Source organism: Rickettsia asembonensis (assembly GCF_000828125.2).
GTDB lineage: Bacteria > Pseudomonadota > Alphaproteobacteria > Rickettsiales > Rickettsiaceae > Rickettsia > Rickettsia asembonensis.
Map to the genome: position 1 here is coordinate 45844 of NZ_JWSW01000001.1, position 18568 is coordinate 64411.

Genomic DNA, 18568 nt, shown 5'->3' on the forward strand with positions numbered 1-18568 from the left:
CTTAAAAAGGAAATTTAATTATGGCGGATTTACACCAAAAGCAAATTATCGATAAACTTCAGCATATTATCTTTAAAGACGGTACTTTTTTAAATAAAGTTATATCGGATATTATAATTAAGGGTAATAATATAGGTTTTTCCATAGATATATCAGGTAAAAACAAGTTAGAAGGCGAAGAAATAAAAACTAAAGCAATTGATAAGCTTAATGAGATTTCGGAAATAAATAAAATAACAATTGTTTTTACCGAAAGTAAACCGATGGAGAAAAAAGCTCAAAAACCAAAACATTTTATAGAAAACGTAAAAAAAATTATCTTAGTAGCGTCAGGTAAAGGCGGAGTCGGAAAATCTACAATATCGGCTCTTATTGCTCAGCAATTGAGTCTAGAAAAATACCGAGTAGGAATAGTGGATGCGGATATTTACGGTCCATCAATTCCGTATATATTCGGCATTAACGAAGTACCGAAAACAATAGATGGACGAATAATACCGATAACGGTAAAAAGCATCCAAGTTATTTCTATAGGCTTTTTTGTTAAAGACCATTCGGCAATTATTTGGCGCGGTCCTATGGCAAGTAAGACCATTTATCAATTATTATCAGTAACAAAATGGGATAATTTAGATTATCTAATTATCGATATGCCACCGGGAACTGGTGATATTCATTTAAGCCTTTTAGAGAATTATCATTTAGACGGCGTAATAATTGTAACTACGCCACAAAAAATATCGGAAATAGACGTAATACGTTCTATAGATTTATATCAAAAACTAAATTTACCTATTTTGGGAATAATTGAGAATATGAGTTATATGTTTGAAAATAATAGCGGCGGGCATTTATCGCAAAAATATAATATCCCACTAATCGCTCAAATCCCGATTATGCCGCAAATAGCCTATGCTTGCGATAAATCACTACCTCTAACAGATTTATTAACATTACCTTTAAAAGAATATTTATCATGAGAATATACGTATTGGCAGATGATAGAACAGGCAACACGCATCAGGTTATTGCACTTGCAGAAAAACTAACGGTATTATTGCATGGATCGAAAAACGCTCTCGGTGTCATCCCATGGCTTGACCACGGTATCCAAAAAAAAATTAAAGAAGACTGGATCCCGCTACAAGCTCGCGGGATGACAACTGAAAAATCGAGCCATGCAACAATATCAAAATTAGCTACAGATTACACTTTAATTAAATTGCAATATAATTGCTTAGCTAAGCTACCGAATTTCTTACTAAAATATTATCCTATTCATATAAAAAGTGAACTATTGCAAGATATTATGGCAAAACCTTCACCTGACATGATAATTACCGCCGGCAGAAGAACGGCAGTTTTAGCATTTTATTTAAAAAAGAAATTTAAAGATATTAAGCTAATCCAAATAATGCAACCTAATCTTCCCTATAATACATTTGATGCCGTTATTCTGCCTTATCATGATTGCCGTCACTTGTCATCCCGTGGCTTGACCACGGGATCCAGTAAAAATTCTAAAATAATTAGTATTATAAGTTATTTTCTGGATCCCGTGGTCAAGCCATGGGATGACACCGAGCACAAAAACATCATCCCTATCAACGGAGCTATCAACAACGTAACCGAAAAGTTCGCTGCGGCGAACTTGGAACTCCAAAAACATTATTCTGATCTTAAACATTTTATTGCCGTGATAATCGGTGGGAATAATAAAAAATTTAATTTCAACGAAGAGGAAGCTGTTTTATTTTCTTCATTATTAAATAAAATATATACTAATCAACAAATACCGTTTTTTATTAGTTTTAGTAGACGTACACCACAAGCCGTAAAATCAATTATTAAAAATAATATGTCATCCTCCACAATTATTTATGACCCGAACGAAGACACAGGCTATAATCCTTATATAGCTATGCTTGCCAATGCAAAATATATAATCTCTACAGCCGACTCGATTTCAATGTGCAGTGAAGCAGCATCAAGCGGCAAGCCTCTTTATATATTCTGCCCATCAAATTTTAATTCCTCAAAGCATAAGATTTTTATAAAGCAATTAGTAGAGCAGAAAATAGCAAAAACTTTTGATGAGTCCGTAACAATGCTAGAAGAATATAGCTATCAACCTTTAAATGAAGCAGAAAGAGTAGCTAAAATTATTAAATCTTTAACCAAAAGCTGGTAATTATATGGATAAAGATATAAAATCATATATATTTATTGAGAAGTTAAAGTCTTTATCATTCGTTGAAGAAATATGGCTTTTCGGTTCTCGTGCTAGAGGGGATAACGATGAGCGTTCCGATATTGATATTGCAATTATCTGCCCTAATATTACAGATCAAGAATGGCTAAAAGTTATGGATATTATAGAGAATGCCGACACCCTTTTAAAGATAGATTGTGTAAGGTTTGAAAATACTAAAACAAGCTCTGAACTTTATGAAAATATATTAAAAGAGAAAAAAATTATATATGTCAAAAATAAACCTTAAGCTTGAAAAATTTCGTAAAGCTTTTATGACACTTGAAGATATCTATTTAAAACCAGTCACAGCAGATAGGGCTTATATTGATGCCACTATACAAAGATTTGAATTTACTTTTGAACTCGCTTAGAAGTTTTTAAAAGAATATTTTTCTCAAAAAGGCACAGTTCTTCACTATCCTAAAGAAGTGATAAGGGAAGCTTTTGTTACCGGTATTATAAATGATGAGAGTTTATGGATTTATATGCTTACTGATCGTAATATGACATCTCATACTTACGATAAAAAACTTGCCGATGAAATCTATAGCCGGATAAGAAATTATGTTCCTGAACTTAAGAAGTTACTAGATGCTATTGATTCAAAGACTTTATAATGCCTTGCAGTGTTTGAACTTCAGGGGAAGAGAGGCTATTGGTACGTGTAAATATATTAGTGATATTTTGCTGCATAGCGGGCTTTTTGTCAGGAGCTTTGAAGAAGCCGGCTTTATCGAGTCTGCCGAATAAATTTGCTAAAAAATGCTCTATTTCTTCTTTAGTAGCTAATTTTGAATATTGTATATATCTTCTCTAGGCGTAGAATTACGAAATAATTCATAGCATATAATAATAACCGCTTGAGCAATATTTAATGAACTAAATTCGGTTGTATTAATAGTGATAATCTTATTGGAAAGTGAGATTTCTTCATTACTAAGCCCGTTATTTTCCCTCCCGAACATTATCCCAACTTTTGCAGAATTTGGATAATCTAAAGGTAAATTTTGTGAAAATACATAATCTTTATTCATAACCCTTTTAATGCAAGTAGTAGCATATAAATATTCGAGGTCTTTAATACAATCCTCAAGACTATCATAAACTTTTGCATTATCTATAATATTAACCGCTCCGACTGCATTACTACGTGCTTGCTCATTAGGCCAGCCGTCTCTTGGAGCTACGATTCTAAGCTCATTTAAGCCGAAATTCTTCATTGCTCTTGCAGTAGCACCAATATTCTCACCCATTTGCGGGGCAACTAACATTATAACCGGATTCATTTAAACCCTCATAACATGACAAGTATAAGCGATTGCAACTGCGTCAGCTTCATCAGAGTTAGTAATAATAGAAGTTCCAGGCAAAAGTAACTTTATCATATGCAAAATTTGGTCTTTCTCTGCATGCCCATAACCAGTCACGTTTTTTTTTACCGTATTCGGCTTAAACTCCCGCATATCCAAATTATATCTACCGATTAGCGACATTATCGCCCCTCTAGCATAGCCGAGCTTTAACGAAGTCACGCTATTAGTATTAACAAATGTTTCTTCAATCGCTACCATATTTGGTTGATATTCTAATATTACTTTTTCTAATGTACTGTTAATAAAGGCAAGTCTATTATGAATTTCATCCTTACTATTTGTTTTAATAATACCGCTAGCTAAATATTTCAGCTTTGCGGTATCCTTTGCAACCACCGCCCATCCAAGACTCCCAAGTGCCGGATCAATCCCAAGTACTATCATAGTTATTATTTTATTTTTCTAAAATCGTCATTGCATGGCTTTTATGTCATTCCCGCAAAGGCGGGAATCTAGTTATTAAAAAATATAAACACACTAAATTTTTAAAATTAAAAGCTCAAATAATTTCGCTTTTTTCTAGATTCCTGCCTACGCGGGAATGACATACTATCCACACTCCAGTACCAAGCAAACACCACAATTATTTAGCTTTTTCTTTTAATAAAGATTTTTTCATTCCCTGTGCTTCAGCGTAATCAGGATTTAGCTCAAGTGCCTTATTAATCGCCTTAAGTGCTTCATCACCGTTTGCCTAATTTAAGTAAAATTAAACTTTTATTGTAATAAAAATCAAGATTATTACTAGAGTTTAATTTTATTGCTCTATTAATATCTTCAAGAGCTAAATTATATTTACCTAATCCAGCGAAAACACTAGCACGATCACTATATAAATTTGAATTATTAGAATTCATCTCTATAGCTTTATTAGATGCTTCAAGTACTAAATCATATTTTCCTAAATCACTTAAAACAACTCCTTTACTATTGTATAAATTTGTATCATTAGGATTTATCTTAATACCCTTACTAAATGTCTCAAGAGCTAATTCATATTGACCTATCTGATAAAATTCGACACCTTTATTATAATATTCAGTATAAGAAACCGTTTTAGCTTCAGTAATTATTGAAGAAATAAATAATAAAATAAAAAGAATAAATTTAGAATATTTCCACATATCACTTTACTCTCATATACTTATAAAAATCCGGGTTATTTTCCCACAGTTCACGTACCTTAACAAATAAAAATAAATGAACAGGAAATCCAAAAAACCGCTCCATTTGCATTCGAGATTTTGCTCCTATCTCTTTGATTTTAGAGCCGTTTTTACCAAGTATTATAGTTTTATAGCTCTCTCTTGAAACTACTATAACCTGATTAATCTTTACGGATTTATCTTTGAGTTCTTCCCATTTTTCGGTTTGTACGGTTAATTTATAAGGTAGTTCTTGCTGCAAATTAAAAAATAATTGCTCTCTTGTAATTTCTGCCGCAATAAAACGCATTGGTAAATCCGTTATGTCGTCTTCTGCATAAAGCCAAGGAGAAATTTTTGCCTTACCTGTTATATATTCAAGTAATCCATCAATATTTTTGCCCGATAAAGCAGATATAGGAAAAAGCAAACTATCAGAATGATTTTCCGTTAAAAAAGCTTTAATATCATCTAGATATTTTGATTCGATGTCTATTTTATTCAATAAAAATATCGGAACAATATTAAGTGAGCAAAGCTTATCTAAAATATCGTGCGTTACATCATCAAACGGTTTTAAACTATCGATAATTAACATTACTAAATCCGTACTATGCAAACTAGACCACGCACATCTGACCATTGCTTTCTCTAAGCTCCCTTTCGGCTCAAATATACCGGGCGTATCGTATAAAATCACCTGCGTATCTTTTAAGGTAATAATACCGGTAATAATTGACCTAGTCGTTTGAACTTTTGGAGTAACGATTGAAAGCTTCTCACCGATTATTCTATTTAACAAAGTCGACTTTCCGCTATTAGGTCGCCCTATTATACAAACCGAAATTGTTTTCTGATTAGACATCTTCCCACACTTCGCTTCTAGAGGTAATTTAGACGTCGATCCAGTACTCGCATCCTCACGTACTAAAGTGTACGCTGCGGTGGCAAGCGCTTCCGTGTCTCCTTTAAATTCCTCTCTATAAGCTGGTTTGGAAAGATGTCTATTAGTCATTTTTAAGCCTGTGCAGTAAGCTTCGTGCTGCGTTTTTCTCTGCTTCTTTTATAGAATGCCCCGTGCCTGTTTGTTCATAATCTTTTACTTTCACAAGCACCGTAAAAGTTGATGAATGGACTGCTCCTTCTCTTTTTATCAGACGGTATATAGGTAGGTGATGGCTACTCGCTTGAGCCCATTCTTGTAAAGCAGTTTTTGGATCATAATCCGTTAAATTCTGAATTTTTATAAATTCTGCCCATAATTTCCCGATAATATTACGGGTTGTTTCAATATTGCTATCAAGATATATAGCTGCAATCAAAGCTTCCGTAGCATTTTCTATATTATTAGGATTATCCCGCCCTCCTGCTACTTCTTCACCATGAGTCATAATTATATAATCTTTTAAAGTGAGCTTGGTCCCAACCACACATATTGTTTCTTTGCAAACTAAATATGATCTAATTTTAGCTAAATTTCCCTCATTATAATTTGCAAAATTTCTAAATAAAATTTCCGTGACTACTAAATTTAATACAGCATCACCTAGGAACTCTAATCGTTCATAATCTTTATCATCCTTATACTCATGATGTTGTCTTAAAGACGGATGACTCAACGCTTCTATTAAAAGCTCTTTATTTTTGAAACTATAGCCAAGCAGCTTTTCTAACTTCTCAAATGCTACCATTAAACCTCTGATAAATGTGACGCCGATGTAGACGAGATTTAATTTGGAAAAGAGCAAGGCACTTTGAAGCTTATAACCGCAGCGTATATATAATACGTGAGGATTATAAGCGAAAAGTAACGCCGCCAATTTTTCAAATTAAACGAGTATACTAATCCGTGTTATAAAGATTTCTGAAAATTCGATTTAACCTAACAGATTCAACCCATGGTTTTAACCTTAGTACTAGATTAATAACTCCTATATCATTATCCCACCAAGTTATTTTTGTTGAGAACCAAATAAATTGTGCTTTAGCAATAAAATTTTCAAACGGTACAAATCCAAGATTTACTCTACTATCATTTGACTGATCTCTATTATCCCCTAAAAAGAAATATTTTCCTTCAGGTACATAAAAAACATCCGTGTTACCGTATCTATCATTATATATAACGCCAAAAATAGGAGCAAGCTTATAAGAAAAATATGTTCTACCGTTTGGCAAGGTTTCTTTAAACTTCAAATATTTTATTCCCTCTTCGCTTATATAAGTTCCAACTTCCGTGCGTTCTATTTTTTTATCGTTAATATATATTACGTCATCAATCAATTGAATTTTATCGCCGGGTAGCCCTATTAAACGCTTTATATATCTAACATTCATATCGTTAGGCGGACGAAAAACTACAATATCGCCACGCTCCGGTTCACAAGCAAATATTCGTCCTTTAAAAAGAGGAATAAAATCAAAAAAAGATAAAGAATAATTACTATAACCATAACTATATTTCGTAGAAAATATATAGTCATTCTCAAGTATGGTTGCTTTCATAGAACCGGTCGGAACGGTAAATGGTTCCATAATAAGTATTCTAATAAGTAAAGTGATACATATTACAAAAGCAAAAGACCCCCACTCTTGCTTAGCTGTTTTATTAGTATTTGATTTTGTATTATCTGTTTGCATAATCTCTTAATTATTTTTAAATATTTGTACGTGGCTTGAAAAACCTGTTCGGTGTCATTCCGTGGCTTGACCACGGTATCCAGAAAAATAACTAAAAATACTAATAATATTAGTATTTTTAACTAGACCCCGTGGACAAGCCACGGGGTGACATTACGAGACGACACCCACACTAATTCTCTCCTCAATCTCACTTCTAAAATGGCGTATCAGCCCTTGGATCGGCCAAGCTGCTGCATCACCTAAGGCACAAATAGTATGCCCCTCTATTTCTTTCGTAACATTAAGAAGTTCGTCTATCTCGGATTTTTGGGCATTACCTTTAACTAGCCGCATCATAACTCGCCACATCCAGCCCGTACCTTCACGGCAAGGAGTACATTGCCCGCATGATTCATGCATGTAAAATTTACTAAGCCTTGCTATTGCATAAATAATGTCGGTAGATTTATCCATAACTATAATACCACCTGTACCAAGTCCGGAACCTGCGGTTCTCAAACTATCAAAATCCATATCTACTTCACATAATGACTTAGGAAGTAAAGGTACGGAAGAACCGCCCGGAATTATGGCTTTAAGATTATCCCAACCGCCTCGAACACCGCCAGCATATTTCTCAATCAATTCTTTTAACGAAATTCCCATTGCCTCTTCAACATTACAAGGCTTATTAACATGCCCCGATATGCAGAAAATCTTAGTACCGGTATTGTTAGGCTTACCGATAGAAGCAAACCAACTAGCTCCTCGTCTTAAAATGGTCGGCACTACTGCAATAGACTCAACATTATTTATAGTAGTCGGGCAGCCATATAGCCCAAATCCGGCAGGAAAAGGCGGCTTTAAACGAGGCATGCCTTTTTTACCCTCTAAGCTTTCAAGTAATGCAGTTTCCTCACCGCAAATATAAGCCCCCGCCCCGCGGTGTAAATAAATATTACAATCGAAACCCGAACCACAAGCATTCTTTCCTATTAACCCGTCTTTATAAGCTTCATCTAAGGCACACTGAATATTAGAAGCTTCATTATAAAACTCACCTCTAATATAGATATAACAATTATTTGCTCCTATAGCAAAGCTTGCAAGCAAGCAACCTTCTATTAATTTATGCGGCTCAAACCTTAATATATCACGGTCTTTGCAAGTACCTGGCTCAGACTCATCAGCATTTACTACTAAATAGCAAAGCTTCTCTGAATTTTTGGGCATAAACGACCATTTCATGCCTGTAGAAAACCCGGCACCGCCTCGCCCTCTAAGCCCTGATTTCTTGACCTCTTCAATAATAAACTCTCTACCTTTATCAAGCAAAACTTTAGTATTATCCCAATCGCCTCGCTTCTTGCTAGATTTCAAATCATGGCTTTGCTGCCCATGTAGGTTAGTAAAAATTTTGTCTTCTTCTTTTAGCATAAACTCTCTTAGAAATTACGGTATGTACGTTTATGTCATTCCCGCGTATGCGGGAATCCAGTAATAAAAAGCATAAACACTGTAAGCTTTTACAATTAAAATCTCGACTTGTCTCGCTTTATGCTGGATTCCCGCATACGCGGGAATGACATATAACACTCTTTATTTCTTCTTATCAAACTTTCTATTAGCGAACATTGTAAGTATTGGAGCGGATATAAAAATTGATGAATAAGTACCGGCTATTATCCCCAAAAATACAAGGACGCTAAAACTACGGATTGCCTCACCACCAAAAAGAATAAGGACTAAATTGGCAAGTAGTGTAGTAATTACCGTTAAAATAGTTCTTGATAAAGTCTCATTGATACTTAAATTTATAATTTCCATGATATTTTTTTTATGATATTTACATAAATTTTCTCTAATCCTATCATATATTACTACCGAATCATTAACGGAATAACCTATAATAGTTAACACTGCGGCAATAGTGCTTAAGTTAAAATCAAGCTTTGTCATACTCATAAACCCAAGAGCGAGTATTACGTCATGCACTAAGGCGATAAGTATACCAAGACCGAAATACCACTCAAAACGCACCCAAATATAAACCATAATAGCTAAGAAAGAGAATAGCATCGCCATAGCCCCCGCTTCTATTAGCTGCCTACCGACTTGCGGACCGACAAAATCTACCTTACGATATTCAAACTTATACGGAAAATTACTTTGCAAAGATGCTTTAATTAACTCAATATTTTTCATGAGATTTTCTTCGCTACTACTACCGAATCTAATCGATAAATCACGCTCACTACCGAAATTCTGTAAGACCACCTCACCTATTCCAAGCTCACCTAGAACCCACCGCATTTTTGGCAAATCAGGAGCTTGATCAAGCCTTACTTCAATAACTATACCGCCGGCAAAATCAATACCGAAATTAAATTTATATATACCGATCCAAATAAAGCTAATGAGTGATAAAATAATTGAGAAAGTGTAGCTGACTTTTTTAAAGTTCATAAAATCAAAATCGATTTTATTAGGTAAAAGTCTTAAAGGATAAATTTGCATTATTAATATTTCGTTGAATAAAAGTTATATACTGCTTGTATTTCAAGAATCATCATTTTATTTTGAGAGGTGAGCACCCGCAGCCTATACTTAATAGGTGAGGATGCGAATCCTTGATAAAATGAAAGAACAATTCTTGAAAGATAAGCAGTATATTTGTATTATATAGTAAATTCAAAAAGGTTAAACGATTTTTTATGTCAGAAGTAGTAGTAAAAGAACAATTAGAGCAATATATAAGCAAAATAGAAAGATTAGAACAAGAAAAAGCTGATTTATCTCAAGAAGTAAAAGATATTTTCCAAGATGCTTATTCACATGGATTTGATGTTAAAGCTATGAAATCTATATTGAAACTAAAGAAATTGGATAAAGATAAACTTGCCGAGCAGGATGCTATGCTTGAACTTTATAGAGATACTTTAGGGATTTGAGTCATATGTCATTGCGAGGAAAATGTAGAATTATGCTCAGCTGCCAATGTCATTCCTAGCTAAAAGCGGGAATCCAGAAAAATAACTTATAAAAATAAACCTAAAAAAACAAGTTTTTTATAGGTTTTATTGGATTTCCGCTTCCGCGGGAATAACATAAAACGATCCATGCAACAACACCGGCTCGATCATGGATTCCAGTTTAAAATACTAAAATTATTAGTATTTTTTATTGTTTTCTGGATACCGTGGTCAAGCCACGGTATGACACCCATTATACTTAAGCTTTTGCTGCCTTAGTTTTAGCAATAGGGATATGTCTCTCTTTAATTCTAGCAGACTTACCGCTTCTATTTCTTAAATAATAAAGTTTAGCACGACGAACTACCCCATATTTTACTACATCAATAGAGTGTACTATCGGCGAGTAAGTCATAAAGCGTCTTTCGACACCTTCACCATGGCTAATTTTACGTACTAAGAAAGATGAAGTAATACCGCGATTTCTTTTTGCGATAACTACACCTTCATAAGCTTGAAATCTTTCCGTTAATTTTTCCTTACCGTCTTTCTCAATCGATCTATCAATAATTTTAACAGTTACCTTAACTGTATCACCGGCTTCAAAATCAGGATTTTTTTTATTTGCAGTAAGCTTTGAAATATTTTCCTGTTCAAAGCGGTCAATAATATTCATTTTTTTAACTCCTTAACTCTATAAATCTTTAAGTAATTCCGGACGGCGTAATTTAGTAATCATACGTGATTGCTCTTTTTTCCACTCATTAATTAGCCTGTGGTTACCAGATAATAAAACACTCGGTACAGCTCGATCACGCCAAATTTCAGGTCTTGTATATAGACCGCATTCAAGCCCGCCCTTAAATTCCCCGTCTTCTTCAAAAGACTCGGAAGATAAGGTATTTTGGTTCATTAAAACACCTGGCAGTAGTCTAATTAAGCAATCGAGAATGGTAAGGATAGGTATTTCTCCGCCGGACAAAATGTAGTCGCCTACACTAATTTCTTTAACATTATACTCTTCAATCACACGTTCGTCAATCCCTTCGTAACGTCCACATAAGAATATAAGGTTTTTATTTTTTAACATCTCCTTAGCAAAGCTTTGAGTAAAAACTCTACCGCGAGGTGAAGGATAGTAAATTTCAGCATTAGGATTTAAAGAAAGGGCATGATCTATACTACTGCCTAAAACATCAGGACGTATTATAAGCCCGTCACCACCGCCGTAAGCTTCATCATCGACATTTTTATGCTTAGTTAGGCCGAAATCCCGAATATTGATAACATCATATGACCAAATATTTTTATGCAGGGCTTGCCCTGCTAAAGAATACCCCAGAGTACCAGGAAACATTTCAGGAAAAACTGTTAAGATTGTAGCGTGAAGTATAGACATACGTTTAAAATAGTAGACAGTACTAATTAACACAATAAAATTATAATTTAATTATTTACCCCACCCACCTGTCCTATAATATTCTTTTCTTTGTTTTTTAGCAGCAGCTGTTGCATCGCTCCTAAATGCTTCAGCTTTTTGTTGATTCGTTTTATAAACTTGATCACTTTGAAATTTTTGAAATTCTGCTTTCTTAGTAGCTTCTATATAACGACTTTTTATTTTCTCTAAGCGTCTCATAGCATCTTTATCTAAACTAATACCTGCTTCTTTTGCTTGCTGCTCTATTTTTAATGCTGCCTTATAACCTACTGCTGCGTTTTTAGCTATAACTTGCTTCTGCATAAATTCACTCTAGAATCTTTCTTCATTGCATCATTATATGGATTTATCTTATTATTTTTAATATCCTTTATTTGTTTTTCTGCTTTCTTTTTATCAAAATCTTCCGGCATAACTTCCCTCAAAATTTAAGTTAAAAATATATCTATAGTTGCATATATTTTATTTCAAAAAAAGTTAATAAAGAAAAATAGAGGTAGAAGTAATTAAAAATTAACCAATTTGTGTTATAAAAACTTCATCACTTCCTCAGCGATGATTAGCTCTTCGTTTGTCGGCACAGCAAAAACTTTAACCTTACTATCAGATATACTTATTAGATGCTCGTTTTTTTGGTTTTTTGTATCATCTATTTTAATGCCTAGCCATAAAAATTTTTCGGTAATCATTTCACGTATTACAGGGGAATTCTGTCCGACACCGGCAGTAAAAATTAGACAATCAAACCCCTCAAGGGCAGCAATTAACTTACCTATTTCAAGTACAATGCGACACACGAATAAATCTATAGCAAATTTAGCATCAGGTGAGTTACTGGCAAGCAAGGTACGCATATCAGAGTTTTCACCGGACATACCGAGTAATCCTGATTTCTTATATAGTAACTCAGTTACTTCTTTCGTAGTCATTTTCTCATGGTCGATAAGATATAACACTACTCCAGGATCAAGGTTACCTGTCCTTGTACCCATCATAACACCGTCAAGTACGCTAAAGCCCATGGAACTTGTTAGACTAAGACCATTTTTAATAGCACATAGACTACTACCGCTTCCTAAGTGAGCTATAATAGTCTTTGTAGGTAAATCTTCCTTTGTCATTTCTTTAAAATGGCTACTAACATATTTATATGATAACCCATGAAAACCGTAACGAATTATCCCTTTATCATAATATTTTTTCGGTAAACCGAAAGCTTTCGTAATAGACTGATTGGTAAAATGAAATGACGTATCAAAACATACTATATGCGAGATTTCTTTATATTTTTAAAGAAATAAATCCAGTACCTGCAAATTATAAGGTTGATGCAAAGGTCTTAGAGGTATTAATACTCTCAAATCTTCACTAACTTTTTCATTAACAATAACCGGTTTATTAAAATTTTTCCCGCCATGGACAATACGGTGACCGGTTGCAATTAAATTGAGATTCTCTTGTTTTTTCCACCAATCTTCAAAAAGATCAATCATCATTTCAATAGCATCATCTTTAATATCGGTAGCAGATTCCTATTTTTTATTTATATGAAATAATATTTTATTGTCGTTCTTTTCTAAAAAAATATTATAAATTTTATCCTTAACTTTTTTATTCTGAATTTCAAAAATAGAAATTTTTAAACTAGATGAGCCGGCATTAGTTATTAAAATAACATCTTTCATATTATTTACCTGATTGGATATGTAGCTTCGCCTTAGCATGGTTATAAATAAATGAAGCAAGTACACAGGAAATAACACGCATATCCATGGGATCGGCTCTACTTGTTAAAATAATAGGCACACGGGCTCCAAGAACGATACCCGCCATAACCGCTTGACCCAAATATTTTAGCTGCTTTGCAAGCATATTGCCTGATTCAAGATCAGGTACTACTAATATATCGGCATTTCCTGAAACCGAAGAACTAATACCTTTTGCTTCTGCAGCAAATAAAGATATAGCATTATCAAACGCAAGCGGTCCATCAACTATAGCATTCGTAATTTGCCCTCGATCTGCCATTTTCGATAAAGCGGCTGCGTCAAGAGTTGTAGGGATTGCGGAGGTTACCGTCTCAACTGCTGATAATACCGCAACTCTAACCTGCTTGTCTTCTTTGATCATATGCATTAAATCAATAGCATTCTGCACTATATCACGCTTATCTTCTAGAGTAGGACAAATATTAATAGCAGCATCAGTAATAATAAAAGACTTTGGGAACGTTACAACTGCCATTAAAAAAGCATGGCTTATACGGCGTTCGGTACGTAGTCCATTCTCCTTATGAACTACTGCAGACATAAGCTCATCAGTATGAAGAGACCCTTTCATAATAGCCGCAACTTCTCTTTTCTTTGCAAGCTCTACAGCTTTTTTTGCTGCTTCGTGGCTATGCTCAACGTTAATTACTTGATAATCTTCAAGATCGACATTATTAACTTTTGCTACTGATTCAATTTTATGTTGTAGACCAATCAAGACCGATTTTATTACATTAAATTGTACCGCTCTAACTGCACCAAGTAATGATTCTTTATCGATTGGATGAACTACTGTAGTTTTAACAGGCTTAAAGCCGTCGGCTCTAAGTAACAGATCGATGAAATGCTTTGCTGCTTCATCAAAGTCAGGATCGTTGATTTCTTTTGGAGGAGTATAAGTAGTACCTAATTTCTTAGCTAGAATTGCATCTAAAAAAGTCTCGTTTATTATATGTTGTTTCTTCATAAACCCCTTAATAAATTAATCATTAACTTAATTAGATAATATATAAGTTAATTAATAAAGGGAAAACTAGTTATTGTTTTTAGTGGTAATTTCTTAAGTACCATTAACGCAACAGTGTATATCGATGTCATCCTGTGGAGGCTTGCCTACGTGGATCAGAAAATATCTTTAATGTCATTCCAGCAGAAGCGGGAATCCAGAAAAAAGCGAAATATCATCCCGTGGCTTGACCACGGTATCCAGTTAAAAATACTAATATTATTAGTATTTTTTATTGTTTTTGTGGACCCCGTGTTCAAGCCACGGGGTGACAGTGAAAAGTACTGGATTCCTGCGAAAGCAGGAATGACATCGAAGCACTAGGATAACCCCAAGCAATTCTTTTTAGGCAGTACTAACTCTTCTACTTCATATTTCTTAAATGATCTTCTAATTTTCTTAGTTTTCTGCCTTCATTTACTATTGGTCTCACATATTTTTCCATTTTGGCATTTTCCCTATATTTATTAATCTGATCGATCTGAGCATTGACTTCATCGGTAATAGCTTGCTTTCTGTCCTCTATTTTATTTAATACTTCAGTACTATATTCATAATTTTTAACATCAACATTAAAGTTATTAAGCTCTTCCGTAATCTTTGCGTCTACTTCAGGTCCCTGCTCAATATCTTTGATCTTTTGTGCTATTAATGCCGGCATTTCCTCAATGTTGATATCATCTCTTTTGAAATGATCTTTAAGTTCTTTATAAGTTTGTTCTAAATTTCCTTCAGCTTTCTCGTGCATAATATCATAATGCTCTTGGCGACGAATATATCGATCTTCCTCTATAAATTCTGCATGTTTTCTATGGGCGTTATCTATCATATCTTGCATCTGAGAATCAGTAGCTTTCTCACGCATAAATCTGTCGCCCATCATTACCGGTTCACCTTCCTCGAATAACCTACCACGCACCTCATGAATAAGCTTTCTTTGAGCTAATTCTTGATAATATTCTACATCACTCTGTCTACCTGCTTTTTCTAGTCTTGCTAGATATTCCGGTGATAATATATCTGCCTGAGCAGCTAACGTTTCCTTATTAATATGCATTTGGAGTTCTTCACGTTCCCGTGCTTTTTCATCATCTTTTAATTTTTCGCTATAAGTTCTAAGCCTTGGATCGTTATATTCAAAATCATGCCATTCGGCACTGGTTAGATTACCCTCATAAGCATCACGTAAATCTTTACCGACTATTGCAGTTAAAGCTCCTCTTTTTATTCCTGTATAACCTGCATATATTTTTTCGCCTATACCTACACGCTTTTCTTCTTTTAATTTACGTTTTGTATCAACACGATGCTCCATCTCTTGCCAACTTCTAAGCGGTTTTATATTCTTACCGAACAGACCGACACCTCGGTCTGACATTTCTTGGTGAGCATATTTATAAGCATCTTGATAATCTTTAGTAAAGTTCGCATCACTAGCAAGTTCACGTAAGTTAGCATCTTTTAATGACTTATCAAACTCTCTTTTTTGTTCTTCACTTAAAGCGGCGTAATCTTTCACTCCATATTTATTTGCAGCAATTTTATCTCGAAGCTGAGTAAATTTCATTTTCGATAGTTCTTTTGCTTTTAATTCATTCCCTTTAGGTAAATTCTTTAACAATCCTGAAATACCGTTTTCATAATCAGTAATAGCATTCATTTTTACATCTTTAGAATCTATACCGTATTTTCTCTTAACCTCATTTTGTACGGCTTTGTTTGCTGAAGAACCAAGAGCTTGCTTTTCAAGCCTTCCCATCATCATACCTTCAAATTTCTCGGCAAAGAACATACTAGCTTGCTCTTTCCTTGCACTTACACGGCTAGTTACAGGCGCACTTACCGTCTTAGCCACATAACTTAGCGGTCTATTCATTTGCTTCGCTGCAGATTCATAAGATTGCTGATTAACTTTTTGTATGTCTGTTAAATTACCTGAAGTACCGGCAATAAATTGTGCCGTCGATATAGCAGTATCATTAAATTTACTTAATAAATAAATGGATACAAAAATCAATAATATCCCATCAAGTTGGACAAATTTCCCGTTTATAAAGTTACTAATCCTTTTTGCATCTTTAACTAAATCTAAAAACGGTAATTCAATATAGCGTTCATCTATACACTCATACGCAACACAATGCTTACATTTATCAGGGTCATTCTTACAAGAATCATCTACTATTATATGATCTTCGGGAACTAATATCTTTGCTTTGTGGAAATTATTTATACCTCCTTTCATTGGTACAGGGAACCACCAATAAAATATTGAATTACCAAGGCTTGGATCTATATCCTCAAGAAAACTACCGAATATTTCATTTATCGGACCTAAATTAGGAAAATCATGTTTACATACCCCAAAACCAAGAGTTGAATATATTTCGGTTCTGATGATCATTGAAATAAAAGCGATACCGGCAAATAAAATTATAGGCTGTAATGCATATGATATTAATTGTTTTAACCAATTCTCAAATAACGAACGAGTTATATTAAACAACATGAAACAAATAAATATCGGTCCCATAATTATAATCATACCGATAGTTATAAGAGCGGTTAGATAGATAATAGTAGCTTTAAATATAAGAAAGAAAATAAAATATAGGGCTATTAAATATAGAATGATATATATAAAACCAAGCCAATCAACAAATAGCAAAGAAAATAATTTAGATAAAGTTTGAGGAGAAATAAGTAACCCCAGCAAACTTTGAGAACCGGGACCGGTAGCCGCAGCTTCATTAATTATTTGCAGTATTTGCTGAACCCCGTCAATAAAAAATACGAATAAATAATCATGAAAAAATGTCCAAGCTTTATCCGTACTTAATAATATTGAGACTATACTAACTTTTAATATTCTAACTATAAGTTCGACATGAGTAAGGTTTATATTACCTATTAAAAAGGAAAAGCCCGTAAACATTATATATAGAGTTAAAATAGCCGAGACACTCATCCTATAACCCGGCGTATCAATTATTTGTTGATAAGTTTTCTTTATAATCCCATCCTTACCAAATAATACTCCTTTTATTAAATCCGTTAAAAATTGTAGCGGATCGGGTCTAGTATCAGTAACTCCGGACTTGATTACTAATCTATATTGCCCGCTATTATCATCATAAAATTTATCTATAACCTTAAAATAAAGAGGAGATTGAGCATATTTTGACTTATCCTCACCTTTATATTGATAATTTATACCGCCGGCTTTCAAGAATTGTCCTGTACTACTAATACTATAAAATTCATAGCCTACACTCGAAGTAAGCTCTCCTAAATGCTGAGTTATACCTTGCGGTTTACGCTGTGAATCCGGTGAAATATTGGGATCGGTATTTTTAACGGCAATAAGAAAATAAAGCCCGACACCGTCTGTCATTATACATGGAGGATTACTAATCATTGCGTCATTTTGATTTGCGGGATTAGGAGTACACATATCAAGTCTAGCATTATCCCAAAAAGTACACGGTTGTAGCTTAACGCAAAAAGCAGCCAAAGTAGTTGTGTTATTTTTCTGACCGTACCACGGACACCATGCAGATAACTGACCTGAAGTATTTTTATCACCAAGTATATAACTCCACGGTCTTACCATAACGGTTAAAGGATAACCATTTACTTTATAAGCACTATCACGCCATGGTGCTACCTGATCACCTTCCTGTCTTGAAGTAATTTCTTCCGGATTATATCTAGAAGAGACATTGAATTTGATAAAACCGAAATCATCAGGGTCAATACAAGTATCGCCAGTACAACCGGAAAGCAACAATAGCGATATTAATAATGTAATAAAAATATTTTTGTTCATTTATTTTTTATGTGTTATTTCTTGTTTATGTCATTCCCGCAAAAGCGGGAATCCAGAAAAAATAAAACCATTTGCGTTTATAATTTTTAATATTATTTTGTGTTTTCTTGACTATGGATTCCCGCTTTCGCGGGAATGACATCGATAACCGGCACAA

General features: G+C 34.1%; 21 protein-coding genes and 2 pseudogenes. 8 read left to right on the top strand and 15 right to left on the bottom strand.

Annotated features, from left to right (window positions below; genetic code table 11):
• The first annotated feature begins 20 nt into the window (after positions 1-20).
• From SB78_RS00320 to SB78_RS10430, 5 genes are read left to right on the top strand one after another with little or no spacing between them, the layout of a single operon-like run.
• Positions 21-980, top strand: coding sequence for an Mrp/NBP35 family ATP-binding protein (locus SB78_RS00320; RefSeq protein WP_041077543.1), 960 nt, complete (start codon positions 21-23; stop codon positions 978-980).
• Entirely contained in the window at positions 977-2191 is a 1215-nt protein-coding gene (locus tag SB78_RS00325) for a mitochondrial fission ELM1 family protein (protein WP_041077545.1), read from the top strand. The genes SB78_RS00320 and SB78_RS00325 overlap by 4 nt, the downstream gene beginning before the upstream one ends.
• Positions 2192-2195: 4 nt before the next feature.
• Entirely contained in the window at positions 2196-2501 is a 306-nt protein-coding gene (locus tag SB78_RS00330; protein ID WP_040256930.1) for a nucleotidyltransferase domain-containing protein, read from the top strand.
• Entirely contained in the window at positions 2482-2625 is a 144-nt protein-coding gene (locus SB78_RS10425; protein WP_241773628.1) for a hypothetical protein, read from the top strand. The genes SB78_RS00330 and SB78_RS10425 overlap by 20 nt, the downstream gene beginning before the upstream one ends.
• 57 nt (positions 2626-2682) lie before the next feature.
• Positions 2683-2871 carry an HI0074 family nucleotidyltransferase substrate-binding subunit gene (locus SB78_RS10430; protein ID WP_041077549.1) on the top strand — a complete coding sequence of 63 codons (189 nt, stop codon included), beginning with the start codon at positions 2683-2685 and terminating at the stop codon, positions 2869-2871.
• Here SB78_RS10430 and SB78_RS00340 read toward each other — a convergent pair.
• From SB78_RS00340 to secF, 8 genes and pseudogenes are all read right to left on the bottom strand, one after another.
• Positions 2849-3540: pseudogene (locus SB78_RS00340) on the bottom strand (RNA methyltransferase). The gene SB78_RS10430 and the pseudogene SB78_RS00340 overlap by 23 nt on opposite strands.
• Positions 3541-4011: a crossover junction endodeoxyribonuclease RuvC gene (gene ruvC / locus SB78_RS00345; RefSeq protein ID WP_041077551.1), complete on the bottom strand. Its 471-nt coding sequence runs from the start codon at positions 4009-4011 to the stop codon at positions 3541-3543.
• Positions 4012-4310: 299 nt separating this feature from the next.
• The gene (locus tag SB78_RS00350; protein ID WP_052458450.1) at positions 4311-4751 is read right to left on the bottom strand and encodes a tetratricopeptide repeat protein; all 441 of its coding nucleotides are present in this window, start codon (positions 4749-4751) and stop codon (positions 4311-4313) included.
• 1 nt (position 4752) lies between these two features.
• A complete protein-coding gene (gene era, locus SB78_RS00355; RefSeq protein ID WP_041077605.1) occupies positions 4753-5637 on the bottom strand; it encodes a GTPase Era in 885 nt (294 codons plus the stop codon).
• A gap of 142 nt (positions 5638-5779) precedes the next feature.
• Positions 5780-6463, bottom strand: coding sequence for a ribonuclease III (rnc, locus tag SB78_RS00360; protein ID WP_041077553.1), 684 nt, complete (start codon positions 6461-6463; stop codon positions 5780-5782).
• Between the two features lie 151 nt (positions 6464-6614).
• Complete coding sequence (gene lepB, locus SB78_RS00365) at positions 6615-7412, bottom strand: signal peptidase I (protein WP_041077555.1); 798 nt, start codon at positions 7410-7412, stop codon at positions 6615-6617.
• A 153-nt stretch (positions 7413-7565) separates the two neighbouring features.
• The gene (gene nuoF / locus SB78_RS00370; protein ID WP_041077557.1) at positions 7566-8831 is read right to left on the bottom strand and encodes an NADH-quinone oxidoreductase subunit NuoF; all 1266 of its coding nucleotides are present in this window, start codon (positions 8829-8831) and stop codon (positions 7566-7568) included.
• A 162-nt stretch (positions 8832-8993) separates the two neighbouring features.
• Entirely contained in the window at positions 8994-9911 is a 918-nt protein-coding gene (secF, locus tag SB78_RS00375) for a protein translocase subunit SecF (RefSeq protein ID WP_041077559.1), read from the bottom strand.
• Positions 9912-10108: 197 nt separating this feature from the next.
• Here secF and SB78_RS00380 point away from each other — a divergent pair, with 197 nt between their 5' ends.
• Together SB78_RS00380 and SB78_RS10435 are read left to right on the top strand one after the other, a co-directional pair.
• Entirely contained in the window at positions 10109-10345 is a 237-nt protein-coding gene (locus SB78_RS00380; protein WP_041077561.1) for a DUF2312 domain-containing protein, read from the top strand.
• A 129-nt stretch (positions 10346-10474) separates the two neighbouring features.
• Complete coding sequence (locus SB78_RS10435) at positions 10475-10645, top strand: hypothetical protein (protein WP_241773629.1); 171 nt, start codon at positions 10475-10477, stop codon at positions 10643-10645.
• Here the strand turns inward: SB78_RS10435 and rplS are convergent.
• The 6 genes and pseudogenes from rplS to SB78_RS00405 all read right to left on the bottom strand — a co-directional run bounded on the left by rplS (position 10626) and on the right by SB78_RS00405 (position 14543).
• A complete protein-coding gene (gene rplS / locus SB78_RS08690) occupies positions 10626-11042 on the bottom strand; it encodes a 50S ribosomal protein L19 (protein ID WP_041077563.1) in 417 nt (138 codons plus the stop codon). The two genes, SB78_RS10435 and rplS, sit on opposite strands and share 20 nt — an antisense overlap.
• Before the next feature lie 18 nt (positions 11043-11060).
• Positions 11061-11765 (bottom strand): tRNA (guanosine(37)-N1)-methyltransferase TrmD, encoded by a 705-nt coding sequence (gene trmD, locus SB78_RS08695; RefSeq protein WP_041077565.1) that lies wholly within the window; start codon positions 11763-11765, stop codon positions 11061-11063.
• A gap of 51 nt (positions 11766-11816) precedes the next feature.
• A complete protein-coding gene (locus SB78_RS00395) occupies positions 11817-12110 on the bottom strand; it encodes a hypothetical protein (RefSeq protein WP_041077567.1) in 294 nt (97 codons plus the stop codon).
• Positions 12092-12220 (bottom strand): hypothetical protein, encoded by a 129-nt coding sequence (locus SB78_RS11385; protein WP_023507302.1) that lies wholly within the window; start codon positions 12218-12220, stop codon positions 12092-12094. The genes SB78_RS00395 and SB78_RS11385 overlap by 19 nt, the downstream gene beginning before the upstream one ends.
• A gap of 114 nt (positions 12221-12334) precedes the next feature.
• Positions 12335-13492, bottom strand: a pseudogene (locus tag SB78_RS00400) (acetate/propionate family kinase).
• Position 13493: 1 nt separating this feature from the next.
• Positions 13494-14543 carry a phosphate acetyltransferase gene (locus tag SB78_RS00405; RefSeq protein WP_041077571.1) on the bottom strand — a complete coding sequence of 350 codons (1050 nt, stop codon included), beginning with the start codon at positions 14541-14543 and terminating at the stop codon, positions 13494-13496.
• A 150-nt stretch (positions 14544-14693) separates the two neighbouring features.
• On the opposite strand from SB78_RS00405, the gene SB78_RS08975 reads away from it, so the two are divergent.
• Positions 14694-14906, top strand: a complete 213-nt coding sequence (locus SB78_RS08975; RefSeq protein ID WP_146624981.1) for a hypothetical protein — start codon at positions 14694-14696, stop codon at positions 14904-14906.
• Positions 14907-14946: 40 nt separating this feature from the next.
• On the opposite strand, the gene SB78_RS00415 is transcribed toward SB78_RS08975, so the two are convergent.
• Positions 14947-18411: a TrbL/VirB6 family protein gene (locus tag SB78_RS00415; protein WP_041077575.1), complete on the bottom strand. Its 3465-nt coding sequence runs from the start codon at positions 18409-18411 to the stop codon at positions 14947-14949.
• Positions 18412-18568: the final 157 nt, after the last annotated feature.